Here is a 20,925-nt window from a genome sequence, read left to right as displayed (position 1 = left end):
ATGACAGGTGCTTTAGTGTCCTATTCCTCCGCCCTCGAAAATGATCTCTCCGGGGCCGTCTATGCGCGGCTTGCCGAACTGAACATCGAGATCCCGCCACCGGCGCCGCCGATCGCTAATTTCGTTTCCCACAAGATTGAGGGCAACATGCTCTATCTGTCGGGTCAGGGCCCCCGGGAGGCTGACGGCACGCTCCATACCGGCAAGGTTGGTGGCGGCGTCACGACGGAGGAGGCCTATCAGCACGCGCGGCTGACGGGGCTCAATCTTCTTGCTGTCATGCAGGATGCGCTGGGTGATCTTGGCCGGGTCAAGCAGGTGGTAAAGCTTCTTGGCATGGTCAATGCCGTGCCGGATTTTGCCGATCACCCGAACGTTATCAACGGTTGCTCCGATTTATTGATCGAGATCTTCGGCGAAAATGGCCGTCACGCGCGCTCAGCCGTCGGCTTCGGCTCTCTTCCCAACAACATCACGGTCGAGATCGAAGCGATCGTGGCGCTCAAGGAGTAGGGGGCATCAATGGCTGCGCCAACCCATCAGCCTTTCGATATTGGCGGCCGAATCCCGCACCAGGTTGCCGTAATGAGCATCTTGCTGGCTGACCTTCTGTTCGGGAAGCACGATGGAGATGGTGGCCACGCACTCGCCCTGACCGTTGCAGATGGGAGAGGCGATGCAGGCCACAGCGTAGTCGGACTCACCCGCCTGGATCGAAAGCCGGTTCTCGAAGGCCTTCGCCGCCGCAGTCGACAGGGAGGCGGCGTCGATATCTGCACGGCCCGTCGGCGAGGAGCGCGCACCGCGCCTGAAAAGCTCGATGCGCTCATCTTCCGGAAGATGGCCAACAAGCAGGCGGCCGGACGCGGTCCAGTTGAGTGGCACCCGGGTGCCGACACGCGAACTCACCTGAAAATGGCTGGGCCCGTCGGCCATGGCGAGCACCAGCATATGGTGTCCGTCGCGGCCGCAAAGCTGAACCGTTTCCCCGGCCAGCCGGCAAAGATCGTGCATCTCCTGGGTGGCAACGCTCATGAAATCGATCGAGCGGGCATAGGCGAGGCCATAGTGGTAAAGCCGCGGACCAAGCCAGATTGCTCCGTTGGCGGTACGCGTCAACATGTTCTTCTCAACGAGGTCGTCGATGATCGTGTAGACAGTCGACAACGGCGCACCCACCGCTTTTGCGATCCCGTATGCCCCTTCCGGAACGCCAGTTTCGTAGAGATGGTCGATGATCTGCAGTGTGCGGTCGATCGCACTCACCCGGGAGCCGCGGCTTTTTTTCGTGGTGTCAGCCGTAGTTTCGGCAGTCTCGGCCATAGCATGCCTTCCTTCTTCGCCTCGGGTGGTCAAGGGACAACCGCAGGCACTCAATGCGTTATTACATTATTACGTTATAGCGTCCGCTTCTACCGGCGGTGCAGCGTGATCGCAATAGGAGAAATCAATGAGTGAGGATATCCGGGCACGCCTCGGTCTGCGCCCCGTCATCAATGTATCCGGCACGATGACGAGCCTCGGTGCGTCGATCGTGGTGCCGGAGGCAGTCCGTGCAGTACAGGCCATCATGCCCCAGTTCGTTGAAATCAATGACCTGCAGCGCAAGGCGAGCGCCGTCATCGCGAGATTGACTGGCGCTGAGGCGGGCTTCGTGACTGCCTCCTGCTCCGCGGGCATCAGTCTTGCCGTTGCCGGTGCGATCACGGGGCCGAACCTGCTCGCCATCGAGAAGCTCCCCGATACGCTTACCGACCGCAATCAGGTGATCGTGCAGATGGGCCATGTCGTAAGTTATGGTGCGCCGGTCGACCAGTCGATCCGTCTTGCCGGCGGCAAGGTGGTGATGATCGGCCAGGCAACCTCCACCCATCGGTATCACATGGAGCAGGCGATCACCGACAAGACGGCGGCGGCGGTCTATGTCGTGTCCCACCACGTGGTCAATTACGGGCTGCTGCATCTTTCGGAGTTTGTCGAGATCGCCCACGCCAGAGGCGTGCCGGTGATCGTCGATGCTGCATCCGAATATGATCTGAAAGGCTTTCTCGCCACCGGCGCCGATATCGCGCTCTATAGCGGGCACAAGTTTCTGGGTGGTCCAACCTCGGGCATCGTCGCCGGCAGAAAGGAACTGGTGCGCTATGCCATGCTGCAGAATCTTGGCATCGGGCGCGGCATGAAGGCCGGCAAGGAGAGCATCTACGGCGTGATGGCGGCATTGGAGGCCTGGGAAACCCGTGACCATGAGGGCATTCGCGCCCGCGAAAGTGGTTATCTCAAACTCTGGAAGGAGACGCTCGAGCCCTATCCGGGCGTGACGGCGGTGATCGATCCCGATCCGACCCGCAATCCGCTCGACCGGCTGAAGGTCCTCATCAGGCCGGATGAGGCGCATATTACGGCTTGGGATCTGTCCCGGGCCTTGGCGTCCGGTGACACGCCCGTCATCGTCCGCGATCATGAGGCCGAGCATCATTACTTTTATCTCGATCCCTGCAACCTGCACCCCGGTCAGGAAGAAATCGTGGCACGCCGCCTGAGGGAGGAACTCGACAAGGCCCGCAGTTCCAACGAGGTGATTGCGACACCGATCGAAGATCTGAGCCGCCATCGTTTCGATGGGCTCATGCGTTGGCCCGACTGAGGCAAGCACGAAAGGAATGCCGGCGATGACGACACAACCCGTTCTCTCCGTCCAGAACCTGACTACCTCCTTCTTCAGCGAGGGCGAGTGGAAAAGCGTCATACGCGACGTCTCATTTGACGTCGCGCCGGGAGAGACGCTCGCCATCGTCGGCGAAAGCGGCTCGGGCAAGAGCGTGACGTCGCTGTCGATCATGCGGCTTCTGCAGCGGGAGACCAGCCGCATCGAGGGCAAGGTTTTCCTCGGAGGGCGCGAATTGCTCGGCCTGCCCGAGCGCGAGATGCGCAAGGTTCGTGGTGCCGGGGTGGCGATGATCTTCCAGGAGCCGATGACGAGCCTCAATCCGCTCTTCACCATCGGCGACCAGATCTCGGAAGCGATCCGCTGCCATAGCGATGTGTCCAAGGCCAGCGCGCGATTGGAAGCCATTCGGCTTCTGGAAAAGGTACGCATACCTTCGGCGGCTTCACGCTTCGATGAATATCCGCACCGTTTCTCCGGTGGTATGCGCCAGCGGGCCATGATCGCCATGGCCCTCGCCGCAAAGCCTAAGCTTCTGATCGCCGACGAGCCTACGACTGCGCTGGACGTGACGATCCAGGGCCAGATCCTCGATCTCATCAAGACCCTGCAGGAAGAGGAAGGGACCTCAGTCCTCTTCATTACTCACGACATGGGCGTCGTGGCCGAAATAGCTGACCGGACCGTCGTGATGTTTCGCGGCGAGCAGATCGAAACCGGCAGGACGGCGGACATCTTCCGTGACAGCACGGAGCCCTATACCCGGGCGCTTCTGTCGGCTGTTCCCGTCTTGGGCTCGATGGCCGGCTCGACACTGCCCGCCCGTTTTGCCATCACCGATACGGTGACGGGAGCCGTGGAACCACCGAAAGATCTGCCTGACACGGTTGCGCGTGATGCGGCGCCAGTGCTGGAGGTCAGGAATCTCACCAAGCAGTTCGACATCTATTCAGGCTTTTTCGCGCGTCCTGCCGGCCGTGTGCACGCTGTTGGAGATGTTTCGTTCAAGCTCCATTCCGGCGAAACACTATCCCTTGTTGGCGAGTCCGGCTGCGGCAAGTCGACGACCGGCCGCGCCATCATGCGGCTGATCGAGCCGACGAGCGGTTCTGTCCTGATCAACGGGGAAAATGTTCTGGCTTTCGACCGCAAGGAAATGCGCAGTCTCAGACGCTCCGTGCAGATGATTTTCCAGGATCCTTTCGCCAGCCTCAATCCGCGCATGACGGTCGGCGAGGCGGTGGCTGAACCTTATCTTGAACACAAGCTCGGAACGAAGGCAGAGGCACGCGAGATGACGGCAGCGATGCTGGAAAAGGTCGGGCTCTCGCCGGACATGGCCCGGCGCTACCCGCATGAGTTCTCCGGTGGCCAGCGCCAGCGCATCTGTATTGCACGTGCGCTCGCCCTCGAACCGAAGATCATTATCGCCGACGAAAGCGTCTCTGCGCTTGATGTATCCATCAAGGCGCAGGTCATAAATCTCATGCTCGACCTTCAGGAGAGCATGGGTATCGCCTTCCTGTTCATCTCCCACGACATGGCGGTCGTCGAGCGCGTTAGCCATCGGGTAGCTGTTATGTACCTTGGGCAGATTGTCGAAATTGGTCCGCGCGCTTCCATATTCTCCAGTCCGCAGCATCCGTATACGCGAAAGCTGATGGAGGCTGTACCGGTTCCCGATCCGGACAGGCTTGGACGGCGCCGCAATATCGAGGCGGAAGAGTTGAGAAGCCCGATCCGGGAGATCGGCTATTCAAGACCCGAAGCACTCTATAGTGAGGTTGCTGCCGGTCATTACATCTTGAAGGACTTCGCGGGGTAACGGCAGCTTCTCGATGCGCCTTTCTCGTCGAGCATTGGTCAGGCTCGTGCGAACCTGATACCGGTGGGACGGCAAGCCTGGTGCAGAAGGCTGGCGGCTATCCGGCTGCAATTTCCCGCTCGGGGCGATGTTTGTCATTCATTGCCCGGTCAGCCAGTCAATGAAAATCGCGGCTCCGGAATAGAAGCTTGGCCTGTTCACGCGGATGGCGGGCGCCGGGTTTTCCGCCCCTCAGATCAGCGCCGCCGGGCGCGGCAGGCGTTCTGCCCGTGGCATCTATCTCTCCGCCAAACTGGCCGAGGCCGGGCAGGATGTGGGACAGGTCCTCGATCTGTCCGGCGATGAGATGCACCACCTGCCCTTCGCGCTGCAAACGCCCCGTCACGCGCAAAAGCCGCCCGCCGATGACGGCGCGGCGGAAGGCTTCATAAACCTTGGGCCAGACCACCACATTGCTGACGCCGGTTTCATCCTCCAGCGTCAGGAAGATGACGCCCGAGGCGGTGCCGGGGCGCTGGCGGGTGATGACGAGACCGGCCACACTCACCTGCCGTAGGTCCGGCCGGGTCAGCTGGTCATGGGCCGTGAGGCCCGGCAGCGCGGGGCGCAGCAGTTCCATCGGGTGGGCACGCAAGGACAGGCGCAGGGCGACGTAATCCTCCACCACTTCCTCGCCCAGCGACATGGAGGGCAGGGCCACTTCAGGCTCGGCAATCGCTTCCCCGTCCATGCCGGAGAACAGCGGCAAGGTGCGGGCCTGACCCAGCGCCTTGACCTGCCACAGGGCGGTCCGGCGGGTGAGGCCAAGGCAGGTCAGCGCGTCGCCTTCCGCCAGCCGCTGCAGCACATCGCCTTTGAGGCGCGTGCGCTGCCAGATGGTTTCCACATCCGGATAACCGTTGCCCCGGCTGGCGGCGATAACCTGGCAATCCGCCTCGCGCAGGCCCTTGATCTGGCGGAAACCGAGGCGCAGGGCCAGTGCGCCGTCGCTGCGCCGCTCCAGCGTGTTGTCCCATGCGGAGTGGTTGACCGAGACGGGCCGAACCTCCACTCCATGCTCGCGCGCATCGCGCACGATCTGTGCCGGAGCATAAAAGCCCATGGGCTGGGCATTGAGCAGGGCGCAGGCGAAAATGGCCGGGTGGTGGCACTTCATCCAGGCGGAGATATAGACCAGCCGGGCAAAGCTCGCCGCGTGGCTTTCGGGAAAACCATATTCGCCGAAACCCTCGATCTGGCTGAAGCAGCGCTCGGCGAACTCCGGGCTGTAGCCATTGCCCAGCATGCCGGAGATGAACTTGCCCCGGAACGTGTGGATCGTGCCCATGCGCTTGAAGGTGGCAAGGCTGCGGCGCAGCCGGTCGGCCTCGCCGGGCGTGAAGCCCGCCGCCACCACGGCAATCTGCAGCGCCTGTTCCTGGAACAGCGGCACGCCCAGCGTCTTGCCCAGCACACCCTTGAGCGCGTCAGAAGGATAATCCACCTTCTCCTTGCCCCGACGCCGGTTGATATAAGGATGCACCATGCCGCCCTGAATGGGGCCAGGGCGGACGATGGCGACCTCGATCACCAGATCGTAGAAGTCCCGCGGGCGCATGCGCGGCAGGAAATTCATCTGCGCCCGGCTTTCCACCTGGAAGACGCCGATGGCATCGGCACGGCACAGCATGTCATAGACGGCCGCATCCTCCTCCGGCACGCTGGCCAGCGTCAGCGCCTGCCGCTCGTGCTGGACCAGAAGATCAAAGCCCTTGCGCAGGCAGGTGAGCATGCCGAGAGCGAGCACATCCACCTTGAGGATGCCGAGGGCGTCGATGTCGTCCTTGTCCCACTCGATGACGGTGCGCCCCTCCATTGCGGCATTCTCGATGGGGCACAGCTCGTCCAGCCGGTCACGGGTGATGACGAAGCCGCCCACATGCTGCGACAGATGGCGGGGAAAGCCGATGATTTCCGCAATCAGTTCCAGCGTCATGGCAAGGCGCCGCTCCGACGGGTCCAGCCCGATTTCGCGCAGCCGCGCCGGATCCGGCGGGCCATTGGACCAGCCCCAGCTTTGCCCGGCAATGGCGGCGAGCACATCCTGCGAGAGGCCCATGACCTTGCCCACCTCGCGGATGGCGGCGCGGGAGCGGAAATGGATGACAGTGGCGGTCAGCCCGGTGCGGTGGCGGCCATAGCGCTCGTAGATGTGCTGGATCACCTCCTCGCGGCGCTCATGCTCGAAATCGACATCGATATCCGGCGGCTCGCCGCGCTCGGCGGAGATGAAGCGCTCGAACACCATCAGGGTGGTGCCGGGCTTCACCTCGGTGATGCCAAGCGCGTAGCAGACGATGGAATTGGCCGCCGACCCGCGCCCCTGGCACAGGATGTTCCGGTTGCGGGCAAATTGCACGATGTCATGCACGGTGAGGAAATAGGGCGCATAGGCCTTGAGGCGGATGAGCACCAGCTCCCTTTCCACCTTGGAAAGCGTGTCAGCATCCGCGCCATCGGGAAAACGCTCGCGGCTTTCGAGACCGGCCCGCACCAGCCGCTCCAGCCGGCCTTGCGCATCCTCACCGCCGCTCACTTCCTCCGGGTACTGATAGCTGAGATCATCCAGCGAAAAGGCGCAGCGGGCGGCAATCTCCAGCGTGCGGCGGAGCGCTGCCGGATAACGGGTGAAAAGACGGGCCATGCCGGCCCCGTCCTTCAGCCGCCGCTCCCCATTGGGCAGGGCGCGGCGGCCGAGGGTGGCGATAGTGCAGCCCTCGCGCAGGCAGGTCAGCACATCGGCGAGCGCGCGGCGGCCCGCCCGGTGCATCAGCACATCGCCAACGGCCACCAGAGGCGCGGCCGTTGCCAGCGACAGGCGGTACAGCGCATCGAAGCGGGCCTGATCCTGCCCGTCATAGCCGGGCACCGCGCCGGTGTAGACATGGCCGGGGAACTGCTGGACGAGCCGGTTCAGCACGGCCTTCACCTCCAGCGCCGTCTCCGGCTTCGCGGTGAGAAGATCTGGCGGCAGGGCGATGAGGATGAGGCCGCGGCCCCACTCCATCAGGTCGGCGGGATAGAGCGTGCAGGCGCCCTTGACGGCACGGCGTTTGCCGAGGGTCAGCAGGCGCGACAGCCTTGCATAGGCGGGTTTGTTCACCGGCAGAGCTACAAACTCCACCGGGCACTCCTGCAGCACCAGCCGTGATCCGGTGATCAGCTTCGGCAGGGTGGGGTCTGCGGGCTTCTGCGGCTCGCCGGATTCCGGCGCCTGCATATTCTGCCGGCCCATATCCTGCCGGCTTGACGGGTCAATGCGCCGGTGGGAGCGGACGGGCGGATGCGGGCGGCCCGTCATCGGATGCAGCGGTGTTTCTCCGGGCTTTTCCGGTGCGGGTTCGGCAGCGGGGGCTGCCTCCAGCGCGCCTGTCTGTTCCGCCCGCTGCCGCCGCAGCTCGCGCAGGGCCACATGGGCCCGCACCACGCCTGCAAGGCTGTTGCGGTCGGTGATGGCAATCGCCTGCAGCCCCAGTTCCGCCGCCCGCAACACCAGTTCCTCGGGATGCGAGGCGCCGGTCAGGAAGGTGAAGTTGCTGGTGACGCAAAGCTCGGCATAGCCGCCCGCTGCCGGTTCAGGCAAATTCGCCATGGACGTACCATCCCGGATCCTGCGGTGTATGGAACAGCCAGAGGCGGCGGCCCTCGCGGGTTTCGACGAACCAGTAATCGCGCAGGCCCCGGCGCCAGGCGGGATCATCCAGCCACCATTCCGGCGACAGGCGCTCCGGCCCCGAGGCGCGGCCAAGGGTGAAGCGCATGCGCCGCCAGGAGAAACGGGCGGGCGGGCTTGTCCCTTGTGCCGTCAGCGGCTCGGGTGGAAACAGGATGAGCGGGCGGCGCGGGCCACTCTGGGGAAAAGGCTCCGGCCGGCTGAAGGCGGCGGGGGCGGCCAGATAGCTGCGCTCCGGAATGTGGCTGTCCGCAGGCAGGTGGCGGCGCACGGCATCAAAGCCCAGCCGGTTGCCGATGCGGGTGATGAGATCGGCGAGCTTGCCCTCCGCTTCGCCCTCACCGGCACTCGTCAGCTGCTGCGGCTGCATCTCCTCCACGATGCTGACGGTCATGCGCAGCTGGTCAAAGCCGAAACCGGCATCCAGCTTTTCGATCGAGCGGGCAAACAGGCGGGCGATGGCGGCGGGGTCGCGCATGGGCCGGGCAAGGCCCACGTCCAGCTGCGCCAGATCGCCGTCCACCCGCCGCAGCTCCACATGCAGCCGCCGGGCGCCGAGATTGACGGCCGTTAGCTTTTCGCACAGCCGCTCCAGCAGGCGGGTGAGGCCGGCCATCACGTCATCGACAAGGCCTACCGGCTCCGGCAGGGTGATGCGGGCGCCGAAATGCGGCGGCGGGCCATCGGGAGAAACGGGCTCTCCGGCAAGGCCGAGCGCCTGATCGAGCCGCAGCATCAGCGAGGCGCCGAAGCGGCGCGCCAGTGGCGCACGCGGCACCTGCGTGAGATCACGGATACTGCGCAGGCCCATCTGCTGCAGGCCGCTGGCCGTCTCCCCGTCGATCCGCAGGGCCGAGGGCGGCAGCGCGCCGATGGCGGCCAAGGCCTCACCTGGAGGAGCGATGCCGCCGCCATGGCGCGAGAGCGCATAGGCTGCCCCGCGCGTACCGGCAATGGCGGCGGCAACTGTCAGTCCGGCATGGCTGAAGCGGCCATGGAGATCGGCGAGAAGGCCTTCCTCGCCGCCGAACAGATGCGGCACGCCGGTGATGTCGGCCACCAGCCCATCGGCGCCATCGCGCCCCACCATGGGGCCATAGCGCCCGGCCCAGCGGCCAAGGGCGGCCAGAAATTGCCGTTCGCCGGGCAGGTCTGCCGGTTCGCTGACAAGCTGCGGGCACAGGGCGCGTGCATCGGCAAGGCTCATGCCCCGGCGCAGGCCGCGTGTTTCGGCCGTCCTGTTCAGGCAGTGAATATGCTCGCTGTTGCTGCGGTTGAGGCTGATGGCAAACGGCCCCTCATGAGGCCGCAGCCGCAGGATGCGGTCGCTCGCCAGTCTGGGAAACCAGATGCACAACACTCGCCGGGCCTGAGCTCTTGTCATTGAGGCGCACCGTCCAATTGCCGTTTGTTCCTCTTTTGTTCCTTATAAGCGACCAGGCCTGCAGAGTCGAGTCCGCCTCGTCCCACAGGGGCACGCAGTGCCAGCGGGTTTCGCTGGCGTTGCTGCCGCCCTCCTGTCCGGTGACGAGCAGGCCCAGCGTGCGCCCGCTTTCTGCGGCCAGCTGCAGGCGGCGGCCCTGCGTCAGGGTCAGGGGTTTTTCCGTCAGGGTGATCACCGCATGCACCGCGCCAGAGCGCAGCGCCTCCTCCATGCTCCACAGCTGATCCGTCTGCGTGGGGGCCAGCACGGTGATGAGGCGGCTCGGGTCGATCAGCGGCGCAACGCCTGAGGGCAGCAGTCCGCCGCGCAGATGGGTGGGCGCGATCAGTAGCACCGCCTTGTCCGTTCCCTTGCCTTCCCGCAGTTGCGCCGCCTGCAGCAGCGCAAAAGCCAGCGCTGCCGGGCCGGAGGCTTCATGCACCCGGTCCGGAGCCAGAACGGGAAGGGAGACTGACGGACTGTTGCTCATCAACTTGGCAGATTTGGGGTGAAACGTGAACAAATCCACCTATAGCCTGAAAGCGGTGATGAGTCTCCTTGTTGAATCTGGCAAGGCGTCTCCGGACCTTCGCCACGAGAGGTGGGCTCTTGAGGATGGCCAGCCAAGCAACAGTTCCAGCTTCAGTGCTGGCTTGCTGGAAGCTCCACCACCAAGCCGTCCATGGCCTCGCTGACGGTGACCTGACAGGTGAGGCGGCTTTGCGGGCGGGGGTCGATGACGCATTCGATCATCGCCAGTTCCATCTCTTCCGCCTCCGGCAGGGCGATGCCCTGTCCCTCGGGGATGTAGCAATGGCAGGTGCCGCAGGCGCAGGCACCGCCGCATTCGGCGGCGATTTCCTCGATGCCATGGGCAACGGCGGCACTCATCAGGCTCTGGCCGCTTGCGGCCTCCACTTCGGTGCGGGTGCCATCGGCGGACTGGAAGATGATACGGGGCATGGGGGCGTGTCCGGTTGGAAGCTGAAGGTTCAGGCAGGAGCCAGATGCAGGTTGAGGCGCTTGGGCCCGCGCACGGAAAGGCCGCGTTTGTAGTCCACCTGGTCTTCCGCCAGCTCCAGCCTTGCGCAGCGGCGCAGCAGGGTGGCGAAGATGATTTCCATGTCCAGCCGTGCCAGATGGTTGCCCAGGCAGAAATGCGCGCCGCCGCCAAAGGCCAGATGCCGGTTGGGCTTGCGGCCCGCGTCAAACCGGTCCGCATCGGCAAAGGCCGCCGGGTCGCGGTTGGCCGCGCCATAGAGCAGGCCGAATTTCGTTCCGCGTGGATAGGCGGTGCCGGCGATGGTCACGTCCTCCGTGGCATAGCGGTGGAAGAAGGGCAGGGGCGATTCGAAGCGGAACATCTCCTGCACGGCAGTGGGCAGCAGGCCGGGATCGGCCTTCAGCTTCTCCCGCTCGTCCGGAAAGCGGAACAGGCAGTGCATGCCTGAACCCAGCACGTCGATGGTGGAGCCATGTCCGGCCATGAGGATCAGCATGCAGGTGGAGATGAACTCGTCCTCGGTGAACTGTCCCGAGGCTTCGGCGCGGATTAACTCGGAAATCAGGTCCTCACGCGGGGCCTTCTGCCGCTCGGCCTTCAGCGCGGTGAGATAGGTGTAGAACTCGGTGGTCGCGGTTTCGGCCAGCTGCTTGCGGGTGTCCGACCGGTCGATATCGAAGAACTGGACGATATTCTCGGACCAGATGCGCAGCTGCGGGCAATCCTCATCCGGCACGCCGAGCAGCCGCCCGATGATGTGGCCGGGCACCTGCGCCGCCAGATCTTCCACGAAGTCAATGTCCCGCTGTTCCAGCAGGCGGTCCACCAGCCCGTCCACGTAGGATTGGATGCTGTCGCGCAGCCTTGCGATCATGGCCGGGGTGAACAGGCGGAACACGGCCTTGCGCAGCCGGTCATGCACCTCGCCGTCGCTGTCCAGCAGGCTGAACTGCACGAAGCGGGAATGGTGGGGCATGTCGTGCCAGTTTCCGGCGCGTTTCTCCGCAGCAATCTCTTCGGGGCTTGCCAGCCCGTCCAGCGAGCGCACCATGCGCTTGTCCATGACGATGGCCGACACATCCTCGAAGCGGGAGGCGAGATGGATCTTGAAATCGGGGAACCATGTCAGCCCCTCGCGCGCCCGCAGCTGCGCATAGGCGGCATAGGGATCCGCCGCAAAGGCAGGCTCCAGCGGCGCAAAGACAAACTCACCCTGTGACGGCGCTGCGCCGGCTGCGGAACCTGACATGACAAAATCTCCCTCAAGGGGCGGAAGATAGCTTCAGAAAATCCGGGCGGAAATGCAGGATCAACGCAAAAGCTGGACAAAACTCGCAAGGCCCCGCATCGTCGGGGCATGATGGACGAGCGTGAAGAGATTGCCTTTCACACCCCCGGTGCGCTGGCGGCGGTGCTGCCCTATGCGCTGCAGGCGGCCGGTCACGGGCTGGCGCTGCCCGGCGCCGAGCCGACGCGCAAGCGCTACCGCGATCACGTGCTGCTCATCGCCACGCAAGGGCAGGGCTGGATCGAGACGGGCGGTGCCACGCACGCGGTCCTGCCGGGCATGGTGGCCTGGCTCGACACATCAAGGCCTTATGCCCATGGCGCGGCGGGGGAGGGCCGCTGGCGCTATTACTGGATGGGTCTGCGCGGTGCGGGGCTTGATGCGCTGCACCGGGTGCTGGATGTGCCGCGCCAGCCGCTGTTTCTGCCTGAGGCCTGCAGGGACATGGAAGCTGCCTTTGCGGCTGTGCTGCGGCTGGCACAGCAGGGCGGGCCTGCGGTGGATGCCCTGGTGAATGCGCAAGTGGCGCTCATCGTCTCGCAGCTGGCGGCCGGGCGCCCGGCGGATGAAGGGCGCACGCAGGATCCCCGTATCGCCGCGCTGATGGAGCGCCTGCGCGCCAGTCTTTCCCATCCCTGGCGGATCGGGGATCTGGCGGCGCTGACAGGGCTCAGCCCTTCCCAGCTTTTCCGGGCCTTCCGGGCGGCCACGGGCACGTCGCCGATGGATTTCCTGCGCCATGAGCGCATCACGGCCGCCAAGCGGGCACTGACGGAAAGTTCCGGAACCGTGGCTGAGGTTGCCGCCACCTGCGGCTATGCCGACCCTTATCATTTCTCCCGCGACTTCCGCCGCCTCACCGGGCTTCCGCCTGCGCGGTTCCGCAAGGGGGCCGGTTTCTGACGGGCGGCAGCTGGGGCCCTGGCTTTGGCTTGCCATTGGAAACCTCGGCCTGCCACGGTATCTTCTGCCCGAAGAGGACCTGACCTGATGGCGGATGCAATATCTCCTGAAAGACGCATCATTGCAGCGCGGCGGATGATTGCGGCGCTGATCGTGCTGCTGGGGCTTTCGGCCCTGGCGCTTGTGACGATCGGCGACAGGACCCTGACACGGCATTTCATGCAGGAAGCCTCGCTGCAGGCCGTCAGTGCCTTGCGTCTGGCGGTCGCAGCGCTCAGCGGCCATCTCAGCCGCTATGAGCCGCTGCCAACCCTGATCGCCGATCATCAGGACATGAAGGATCTGCTGATGGATCCGGACAATCCCGGCCTGCGCCAGCTGGCAAACCAGTATCTCAAGGACATCAACGCGCTGCTGGAATCCTCCGACATCTATGTCATGACAACGGACGGAACGACGATTGCCGCCAGCAATTTTGACGGGCCGGCGAGTTTCGTCGGCGAGAATTTCAGCTACCGCCCCTACTTTCAAGAGGCCGCAGCCGGGCGGCCGGCGCGCTTCTATGCCCTTGGCACCACTTCGGCCAAGCGCGGCTATTACTTTTCGGCACCGGTCCGGGTCTCGGGAGAAATCCGCGGGGTCATCGTCTTCAAGGTCGATATCGAAGGCATCGAAAGCTCCTGGCAGGGCGGCGAATACAAGATCCTCGTTTCGGATCCGGAAGGCATCATCTTCATGACCGGCAATCCCGAATGGCTCTATGCCTCGGTGCTGCCGCTGACCCAGGAGCGGTTGAGCCGCACAGAAGAATCCCGCCGCTATTCCGACGCCATCCTGCGGGAACTGCCGGTGGCACGCAGCAGTTTTGCCGGCCATGATCTGATGACCATCAGCCAGTCTGGCAGCCAAAGCGGCAGCCAGACTGGCGGCAGCCGTGAATACCTGATGCTCGAGCATTACATGCCCGGAGCCGACTGGACGGTGAAGGTGCTGCTCGATACCGCTTCGATCCACACCCAGGCGCGCACCAGCCTTGTTGCCATCCTCCTGTTCCTCTGCCTGTCCGTGCTCGGGGGCTCCGCCGTCATCCAGCGCCGCGCCCGGCTGCAGGAGCGCATGTTCATGCAGATCGAGGCTCAGGCGGAACTGGAGCGGCGGGGGGGGGAGCGCACGGCCGATCTTGCAAGGGTGAACCTGCAGCTGCGCCAGACCCAGGCGGATCTGATCCAGGCCGGCAAGCTCGCCGGGCTCGGCCAGATGTCGGCCGCCTTGTCGCATGAGTTCAACCAGCCGCTGGCTGCCGCCAAGACCTATGCAGACAGTGCCGCCCTGCTGATCGAGCGGAACCGCATCGCGGAGGCGCAGGACAATCTCGGCCGCATTTCCAAGCTCATCGACCGCATGGCGTCGATCTCACGGCATCTGCGCAATTTTGCCCGCAAGCCGAACGAACGGCTTGGGGCGGTGCGGATCGAGGATGCTGTCCGTGATACTCTGGAGATTGTCTCGGCACGGCTGACTTCGGCCGGTGCAACCGTGAATGCCAGCATTCCAGCGGGCCTTCCGCCGGTGCGCGGTGGTCCGGTGCGCCTGCAGCAGGTGCTCGTCAACATCCTGACCAATGCCTGTGATGCGGTCGAGGAGCTGGAGGACCGGGAGATCATGCTCAGCGCCCGCGAGGAGGGGAGCCATATCATCATAGAAATCGGCGACCGGGGGCCCGGTGTGCCGCCGGCAATCATCGAGCGCATTTTCGATCCCTTTTTCACCACCAAGGGTGTCGGCAAGGGGCTTGGTCTGGGCCTTTCGATTTCCTATAACATCATCAAGGACTTCGGTGGCAGTCTCGCCGTTCTGCCAAGGCCGGGGGGCGGGGCGCTGTTCCGTATCGGGCTTATGCAGGCGCAGGTGGAAGCGGGCGCCGGGACTTTGCAAGAGGTGGCCGTATGAACTCCGGCATGGTGCTGCTTGTTGATGATGAGGAGGATCTGCGCCTCTCCACCAGTCAGGCGCTGGAGCTCTACGGGCTGCAGGTCAAGACATTCTCCTCCGCAGAAGAAGTGCTGGCACGCACCGGCTTCGGCTTCGACGGGATCGTGGTCAGCGACATACGCATGCCGGGCATGGACGGTATGACGCTGCTGCAACGGATCCGGGAGCTGGATCACGAGATCCCGGTGATCCTGGTGACCGGCCACGGCGACGTGCAGCTGGCCGTGAAGGCCATGCGCGAAGGGGCTTATGACTTCATCGAGAAGCCTTTCACCACCCAGGCGCTTGCGGGTGTGGCGCGCCATGCGCTGGACCGGCGGGCATTGGTGCTGGAGAACCGCCGCCTCAGGGCCGTTGCGGGCAAGCGCGACGATGTCGAGACGCGCCTGCCGGGCCGTACCCCGGTGATGGTCGACCTGCGCTACCGGTTACGGGCCATCGGCGCCAGCGATGCGGATGCGCTGATCATTGGCGAGACGGGGGCGGGCAAGGAAGTCGTCGCCCGCAGTCTGCATGACATCAGCGCCCGCGCCAAGGGGCCGTTCATTGCCATCAACTGCGCGGCGCTACCGGAAACGCTGATCGAGAGCGAGCTGTTCGGCCATGAGGCGGGAGCCTTTCCCGGGGCGCTGCGCGCGCGATACGGCAAGTTCGAGCATGCGCGGGGCGGCACAATCCTGCTGGATGAAATCGGCTCCATGCCGGTGGACTTGCAGGCCAAGTTTCTCAGGGTGCTGCAGGAGCGCACGATCACCCGGCTCGGCTCCAACGAGGCCGTGCCGCTGGACCTGCGGTTTCTGGCGACCAGCAAGGTGGATCTGGCGGCGGAAGTGGCGGCCGGGCGGTTCCGCGCCGACCTGTTCTACCGGCTGAATGTGGCGACCATCCGTGTTCCGTCCTTGGCGCAGCGGCGGGCGGATATTCCGCTCCTGTTCCTGCATCTGGTGCGGGAGGCCTGTGCACGCTATGGCCGCGAGGATCTGGAAGTGGCGCCGGAGGTCCTGTCGGAAATCGCCGAGCGTGACTGGCCGGGCAATGTGCGCGAGCTGCGCAATGCGGCGGACCGGCTGGTGCTGGGGCTGGAGACCGGACTGGACAGCGCCGGGGCTCAGGATGCGCCCTCGACCCGGCTGGCCGACAAGGTGGCCGCCTATGAGCGGCAGCTCATTGCCAATGCCATCACGGCTCATGGCGGGGCTTTGAAGCCGGTCTACGAACAGCTCGGCATCTCGCGCAAGACGCTTTACGAAAAGATGCAGAAATACGGGCTCGACAAGAGTCTTGCTCTGGATGCCCGCGAGTAGGGCAAGGCTTCAGTTCTGTTCAGATGGGCCGGATGATCTGCGCATGTGTGGAATTCCACACATGCCAACTGGGCAATGTTACGGATTCCTCCCATCCCTTAACGGAAAATGAAAGAATCCAGCCATCTGGAGGACCTCCCGGCGTTGCCATGCGTCCCGGCAGGCGCTTAGGTCCGGTCAAGTCCGGCCCAGAGGAGGCGCCGGGCGGACCATACCGGAAGACCGTTGGGAGGATTCCATGAAGAAGCTGATGATTGCCATGGCTGGTGCCATGGCGCTTTGCGTTGCTGCCCCGGCCGTTGCTCAGGACAAGACCGGCTGGCCCGGCAGCATGACCATTGGAACGGCAAGCCAGGGTGGCACTTATTTCATCTACGGCACGGGTCTTGCCGGCCTGATCACCGAGAAGCTTGGCGTCAATTCTTCGGCTGAAGTGACCGGCGGACCGGTGCAGAACGCCACGCTGGTGGAAACGGGCGACCATCTGATGGGCCTCGTCACCATGGGCCCGGCCTATCAGGCCTGGATGGGTGAAAGCGAACTGGCACCGGGTGTCGAGCACAAGAGCCTGCGCGCCCTGTTCCCGATGTATCAGACGCCGTTCCAGGTTGTTGCGCTGAAGTCGTCGGGCATCACGAAGGTGGCTGATCTTGACGGCAAGCGCGTGTCGGTCGGTCCGGCTGGCGGTACGGCCGCAACCTACTGGCCCCGCTACTTTGAAACCGTCGGCGTGAAGCCGGTGATTTCCTATTCCGGCGCCAATGATGCGACCAGCCAGGTCAAGGACGGCCTGATCGACGCCTTCGCTTTCGCAGCCGGCGTTCCGATCTCCGCCTTCGCCCAGATTGCAGCTGAAAACCCGGTCAACATCTTCGGCTTCAGTGAAGACGAGCAGACGAAGATCCTCGAAGCCATGCCGGAACTGGCTGCCTTCGAAGTCCCCGGCGGCCTCTATCAGGGCTTCCCGGACCCGCAGGGCACCGTCAGCCTGTGGAACTTCGCCGTTGCCAATGCCGAAATGCCGGAAACGCTGGCCTATGAAATCACCAAGCTGGTGATGGAAAACAACGACCGCATGGTGCAGATCCACGCCACCGCAGCCGAGACGATCGCAGAGAACATCGACAAGAACTCGTTCCTGCCGTTCCATCCGGGCGCCGTGCGCTACTATGAAGAAAAGGGCATCACCATTCCCGATGCCCTGAAGGGTCAGTAAGACCAAGGCTATAGATGCTGATGCATCAAGCCCTGAGATGAGCCCCCGGCCCTCGTGCCGGGTGGCCAAACTCCGGAGGGCGGCAGCTGCCGGCTGCCGCCATTTTTCGTGAATGATCCGGTATCCATTCGGGACGAACACCATGACACAAGCTGACAACGCCTCAGCGCCCAAGGGCAGCGGGCCGATTCTGGCCCAGAATGTCGATGAAGAACCGGTTGCCAGCAACCAGCGCCTGCATGGCAGCTGGATCAACCTGACAATCACGGTTCTCTGCATTGCCTATACGGCCTTTCACATCGGGGTCATGAACCTCTACCCGCTGGAGACCTGGACCTACCGCCTGATCCACGTCTGCGGCGGGCTGCTGCTCGGGTTCCTGATCTATTCCGCCGTGCAGCTGCCGCATACGGCGCCCGCCGGTGCGCGGCGCAATCCGCTCGACTGGCTGTTCATGGCCGTGGGTGTCGGCGGCATCGGTTATGGATTTGCCATGGTGGCCTATGCCTGGGGCGGCTACTGGCTTGCCGGCATTCCACGTCCGCCGGCGTTCGTTTTCGCCAATTTCGGTCTGCCGCTTCTGGTTGGCACGCTTGCGGCTCTGGCCGGGGCCTGGTTCCTGCCGAACCGGGACCGTGCCCGTATCGGCTGGGCGGATTATGCCCTCGGCATCGCGTCCATCGCGGTTCTGGGCTACATCCTCTTCAACGTCGGGCCGATCCGCCTGCGCGCCGGAACGGCCATGGCGCAGCCCGCGGATTATTATGCAGCTCTCGTCGGCGTCATTCTCATTCTGGAAGTGACACGGCGCGTGGCGGGCCTTGCCCTGGTGGCGATTGCCTCGATCTTCATCCTCTATTCCTTCGCAGGCCCCTATCTGCCCGGTTTCCTCAACCATCGCGGATATGAGGCACGGCGTTTCTTCACCTACATCTTCACCGATCAGGGCATCCTGAGCGATCCGGTGGCGGTGTCCTCCACCTACATCATCCTGTTCATCACCTTCGCCGCCTTCCTGCAGGCCTCCAAAGTGGGCGATTATTTCGTCAACTTCGCCTTTGCAGCGGCAGGCCGCGCCCGTGGCGGACCGGCCAAGGTGGCGGTTCTGGCCTCGGGCCTGATGGGCATGATCAACGGCACATCGGCCGGCAACGTTGTGTCGACCGGCTCGCTCACCATCCCGCTGATGAAGAAGGTCGGCTATCCGGCCAAGACCTCGGCTGCCGTGGAAGCGGCTGCCTCTTCCGGCGGACAGATCATGCCGCCGATCATGGGTGCCGGCGCCTTCATCATGGCCGAAGTGACGGGCATCCCCTACACGGATATCGTCATTGCGGCGATCATCCCCTCGGTGCTCTATTTCGCCTCGGTTTACTTCATGGTCGATCTTCAGGCGACGAAGATGGGCATGAAGGGCCTTCCCAAGGAAGAGCTGCCGGTCTTCAAGGAACTGCTGAAGCAGGTCTATCTCTTCATCCCGATCATCATGCTGATCTACACGCTGTTTGCCGGCTATTCGGTGATCCGTGCCGGTACGGTGTCGATGATGGCCGCAGCCGTTGTCAGCTGGCTGACGCCGCACCGGATGGGGCCGCGCCTTCTCGCCAAGGCCTTTGATCTGGCGGCGCGCATGTCGATCCAGCTGGTGGCGGTGTGTGCCTGCGCCGGTATCATCGTCGGCGTGATCGCGCTCACCGGTGTCGGCGCCCGCTTCTCCAGCCTGCTGCTTGGCATTGCCGAACAGAACCAGCTTCTGGCGCTGTTCTTTGCCATGTGCATTTCCATCGTGCTGGGCATGGGCATGCCGACGACGGCTGCCTATGCGGTCGCCGCCGCTGTCGTGGCTCCGGGCCTCGTCAATCTCGGCATCCCGGTGCTGACGGCGCATTTCTTCGTGTTCTACTTCGCGGTCATGTCTGCCATCACACCGCCGGTGGCGCTTGCCGCCTATGCGGGGGCGGCCTTGTCGGGGTCGGATCCGATGAAGACGTCGGTCGAAAGCTTCAAGATCGGTCTTGCCGCTTTCGTCGTGCCCTTCATGTTCTTCTATTCGCAGGCCCTGCTGATGCAGGGCACCTGGATGGAAGTCCTGCATGTCTTCGTCACGGCCAGCATCGGCATCTACATGCTCGCGGCGGCGGTGCAGGGCTGGTACTTCGGCAAACTCGCCTCTGTCCTGCGCGTGGTGCTGCTGATCGGCGCCCTGTGCATGATCCAGGGCGGCCTGATCTCCGATCTCGCCGGCCTTGCCATCGGTGTGGCGCTGCTTGCCTATCAGAAGCGCTTCGTCACGCCGGGCATGCTCGCCCGCGGCTCGGACTGATACGAACTCTCCATGAGCCTGGCTCATGGAGAACAGGCCAAATGCAAGCGGCGCCATCCATCCGATGGCGCCGCTTCTTCTTTATGCGCCATAGCGCCGGAATGGCGATTTTCAGGGCGTGATGGCGATTTTCAGAACGCCGTCGCGCTGATTGGCGAAGAGGTCATAGGCCGCTTCAATGTCATCCAGCTTGAACCGGTGCGTCACCAGTGAGCTGGTGTCGAGGCGGCCGGAGGCAATGACATCCATCAGCCGGCGCATGCGCTCCTTGCCGCCGGGGCACAGGGAGGTGACCAGCTTGTGATCTCCAAGTCCGGCGAGGAAGGGCCCGAGCGGGATGGTGAGGTCGCTGGAATAGACGCCGAGCGAGGAGAGGGTCCCGCCGGGGCGCAGCACCCGCAGCGCGGCTTCAAAGGTCTCCTGCCGGCCGAGGGCCTCGATGGCAACATCCACGCCGCGCCCATCCGTCAGCCGCATGATTTCGTCCACCGGGTCGCCCTTGCTGAAGTCGACGATGTGGTCCGCGCCCATGCGGCGGGAGATTTCCATGCGGGCAGGGACGGATTCCACCCCGATGATGGTCGTTGCGCCCATCAGCCGCGCACCTGCCGTGGCGCACAGGCCGATGGGGCCTTGCGCAAACACCGCCACCGTGTCGCCGATCTTGATGGCGCCGCTTTCCGCCCCGGAGAAGCCGGTGGACATGATGTCCGGGCACATCAGAACCTGCTCGTCCGTCAACCCGTCGGGGATGGGCGCCAGATTGACCATCGCGTCGGGGACCAGCAGATATTCGGCCTGAGCGCCATCAATCGTGTTGCCGAAGCGCCAGCCGCCCATGGCCTTGAAGCCATGTTTCGTGCCGGCGCCATCCTGGGACATGCAGCCGCACAGGCAGGCCGCGCTGTGGCCGCTGGGGGTGATCGCGCCGGCAATCACCCGCTGTCCTTCCTGGTAGCCCTTCACGGCGGAGCCTAGCTTCTCGATGATGCCGACCGGCTCATGCCCGATGGTCAGCCCCCGTTCCACCGGGTATTCACCCTTGAGAATATGCACGTCCGTGCCGCAGATCGTCGTGGTGGTGATGCGGATCAGCGCGTCCAGCGGCCCCACATCTGGCACCGGCTTTTCATCAAGAACGATGCGGTTGGGTCCGGCGAAGATCGCTGCCTTCATCATCTGTGCCATTGTGTCCTCCTTCTGCCCCCAATGCAGGTCAGCCGGAACAGGCCTGCCGGGCAGGTCCCGGACGTCCGGCAAACCATCCT

General features: G+C 64.1%; 15 protein-coding genes. 8 read left to right on the top strand and 7 right to left on the bottom strand.

The genetic code is table 11. The features are described 5' to 3' along the window. Nucleotides 1–15: 15 nt before the first annotated feature. Nucleotides 16–513 carry a RidA family protein gene (locus IF10I1_RS02935; RefSeq protein WP_244284675.1) on the top strand — a complete coding sequence of 166 codons (498 nt, stop codon included), beginning with the start codon at nt 16–18 and terminating at the stop codon, nt 511–513. Between the two features lie 6 nt (nt 514–519). Here the strand turns inward: IF10I1_RS02935 and IF10I1_RS02930 are convergent, their stop codons facing one another. Further along, the gene (locus IF10I1_RS02930) at nt 520–1,323 is read right to left on the bottom strand and encodes an IclR family transcriptional regulator (RefSeq protein ID WP_122522700.1); all 804 of its coding nucleotides are present in this window, start codon (nt 1,321–1,323) and stop codon (nt 520–522) included. Nucleotides 1,324–1,450: 127 nt separating this feature from the next. On the opposite strand from IF10I1_RS02930, the gene IF10I1_RS02925 reads away from it, so the two are divergent. Together IF10I1_RS02925 and IF10I1_RS02920 are read left to right on the top strand one after the other, a co-directional pair. Further along, complete coding sequence (locus tag IF10I1_RS02925) at nt 1,451–2,647, top strand: aminotransferase class V-fold PLP-dependent enzyme (RefSeq protein ID WP_186392348.1); 1,197 nt, start codon at nt 1,451–1,453, stop codon at nt 2,645–2,647. Nucleotides 2,648–2,663: 16 nt separating this feature from the next. After that, a complete protein-coding gene (locus tag IF10I1_RS02920; protein WP_122522704.1) occupies nt 2,664–4,493 on the top strand; it encodes an ABC transporter ATP-binding protein in 1,830 nt (609 codons plus the stop codon). A 157-nt stretch (nt 4,494–4,650) separates the two neighbouring features. Here IF10I1_RS02920 and IF10I1_RS02915 read toward each other — a convergent pair whose 3' ends face one another. The 5 genes from IF10I1_RS02915 to IF10I1_RS02895 form a co-directional block, all read right to left on the bottom strand. After that, complete coding sequence (locus IF10I1_RS02915; RefSeq protein ID WP_186392349.1) at nt 4,651–8,124, bottom strand: error-prone DNA polymerase; 3,474 nt, start codon at nt 8,122–8,124, stop codon at nt 4,651–4,653. Continuing rightward, nucleotides 8,108–9,565: a DNA polymerase Y family protein gene (locus tag IF10I1_RS02910; protein ID WP_244293677.1), complete on the bottom strand. Its 1,458-nt coding sequence runs from the start codon at nt 9,563–9,565 to the stop codon at nt 8,108–8,110. Before IF10I1_RS02910 ends, IF10I1_RS02915 begins: the two co-directional genes overlap by 17 nt. Continuing rightward, the gene (locus IF10I1_RS02905; protein ID WP_186424354.1) at nt 9,504–10,118 is read right to left on the bottom strand and encodes an ImuA family protein; all 615 of its coding nucleotides are present in this window, start codon (nt 10,116–10,118) and stop codon (nt 9,504–9,506) included. The genes IF10I1_RS02910 and IF10I1_RS02905 overlap by 62 nt, the downstream gene beginning before the upstream one ends. Before the next feature lie 152 nt (nt 10,119–10,270). Next, entirely contained in the window at nt 10,271–10,591 is a 321-nt protein-coding gene (locus tag IF10I1_RS02900) for a 2Fe-2S iron-sulfur cluster-binding protein (RefSeq protein ID WP_055455853.1), read from the bottom strand. Nucleotides 10,592–10,620: 29 nt separating this feature from the next. Beyond that, complete coding sequence (locus tag IF10I1_RS02895; RefSeq protein WP_186424353.1) at nt 10,621–11,880, bottom strand: cytochrome P450; 1,260 nt, start codon at nt 11,878–11,880, stop codon at nt 10,621–10,623. A gap of 108 nt (nt 11,881–11,988) precedes the next feature. Here IF10I1_RS02895 and IF10I1_RS02890 point away from each other — a divergent pair, with 108 nt between their 5' ends. The 5 genes from IF10I1_RS02890 (at nt 11,989) to IF10I1_RS02870 (ending at nt 19,657) form a co-directional block, all read left to right on the top strand. Beyond that, nucleotides 11,989–12,822 carry an AraC family transcriptional regulator gene (locus IF10I1_RS02890; RefSeq protein WP_186424352.1) on the top strand — a complete coding sequence of 278 codons (834 nt, stop codon included), beginning with the start codon at nt 11,989–11,991 and terminating at the stop codon, nt 12,820–12,822. Nucleotides 12,823–12,909: 87 nt separating this feature from the next. Then, nucleotides 12,910–14,772: an ATP-binding protein gene (locus IF10I1_RS02885; protein ID WP_186424351.1), complete on the top strand. Its 1,863-nt coding sequence runs from the start codon at nt 12,910–12,912 to the stop codon at nt 14,770–14,772. After that, nucleotides 14,769–16,118 (top strand): sigma-54 dependent transcriptional regulator, encoded by a 1,350-nt coding sequence (locus tag IF10I1_RS02880; protein WP_058898517.1) that lies wholly within the window; start codon nt 14,769–14,771, stop codon nt 16,116–16,118. Before IF10I1_RS02885 ends, IF10I1_RS02880 begins: the two co-directional genes overlap by 4 nt. Before the next feature lie 238 nt (nt 16,119–16,356). Further along, nucleotides 16,357–17,334: a TAXI family TRAP transporter solute-binding subunit gene (locus IF10I1_RS02875; protein WP_050473847.1), complete on the top strand. Its 978-nt coding sequence runs from the start codon at nt 16,357–16,359 to the stop codon at nt 17,332–17,334. A gap of 142 nt (nt 17,335–17,476) precedes the next feature. Continuing rightward, entirely contained in the window at nt 17,477–19,657 is a 2,181-nt protein-coding gene (locus IF10I1_RS02870) for a TRAP transporter fused permease subunit (protein WP_050473848.1), read from the top strand. A gap of 111 nt (nt 19,658–19,768) precedes the next feature. Here IF10I1_RS02870 and IF10I1_RS02865 read toward each other — a convergent pair whose 3' ends face one another. Beyond that, complete coding sequence (locus IF10I1_RS02865; protein ID WP_050473849.1) at nt 19,769–20,845, bottom strand: NAD(P)-dependent alcohol dehydrogenase; 1,077 nt, start codon at nt 20,843–20,845, stop codon at nt 19,769–19,771. Nucleotides 20,846–20,925: the final 80 nt, after the last annotated feature.

Origin of the sequence: Pannonibacter sp. I15F10I1 (assembly GCF_900185665.1) — a bacterium.
Lineage (GTDB): Bacteria > Pseudomonadota > Alphaproteobacteria > Rhizobiales > Stappiaceae > Pannonibacter > Pannonibacter indicus.
This window is presented reverse-complemented; position numbering and strand designations above follow the sequence as displayed.

Excerpts from the sequence above, each read along its gene's own strand:
- IF10I1_RS02930 (WP_122522700.1), bottom strand. The coding sequence starts at position 1,323 with ATGGCCGAGACTGCCGAAACTACGGCTGACACCACGAAAAAAAGCCGC.
- IF10I1_RS02925 (WP_186392348.1), top strand. The coding sequence starts at position 1,451 with ATGAGTGAGGATATCCGGGCACGCCTCGGTCTGCGCCCCGTCATCAAT.
- IF10I1_RS02920 (WP_122522704.1), top strand. The coding sequence starts at position 2,664 with ATGCCGGCGATGACGACACAACCCGTTCTCTCCGTCCAGAACCTGACT.
- IF10I1_RS02915 (WP_186392349.1), bottom strand. The coding sequence starts at position 8,124 with ATGGCGAATTTGCCTGAACCGGCAGCGGGCGGCTATGCCGAGCTTTGC.
- IF10I1_RS02905 (WP_186424354.1), bottom strand. The coding sequence starts at position 10,118 with ATGAGCAACAGTCCGTCAGTCTCCCTTCCCGTTCTGGCTCCGGACCGG.
- IF10I1_RS02900 (WP_055455853.1), bottom strand. The coding sequence starts at position 10,591 with ATGCCCCGTATCATCTTCCAGTCCGCCGATGGCACCCGCACCGAAGTG.
- IF10I1_RS02895 (WP_186424353.1), bottom strand. The coding sequence starts at position 11,880 with ATGTCAGGTTCCGCAGCCGGCGCAGCGCCGTCACAGGGTGAGTTTGTC.
- IF10I1_RS02890 (WP_186424352.1), top strand. The coding sequence starts at position 11,989 with ATGATGGACGAGCGTGAAGAGATTGCCTTTCACACCCCCGGTGCGCTG.
- IF10I1_RS02885 (WP_186424351.1), top strand. The coding sequence starts at position 12,910 with ATGGCGGATGCAATATCTCCTGAAAGACGCATCATTGCAGCGCGGCGG.
- IF10I1_RS02880 (WP_058898517.1), top strand. The coding sequence starts at position 14,769 with ATGAACTCCGGCATGGTGCTGCTTGTTGATGATGAGGAGGATCTGCGC.
- IF10I1_RS02875 (WP_050473847.1), top strand. The coding sequence starts at position 16,357 with ATGAAGAAGCTGATGATTGCCATGGCTGGTGCCATGGCGCTTTGCGTT.
- IF10I1_RS02870 (WP_050473848.1), top strand. The coding sequence starts at position 17,477 with ATGACACAAGCTGACAACGCCTCAGCGCCCAAGGGCAGCGGGCCGATT.
- IF10I1_RS02865 (WP_050473849.1), bottom strand. The coding sequence starts at position 20,845 with ATGGCACAGATGATGAAGGCAGCGATCTTCGCCGGACCCAACCGCATC.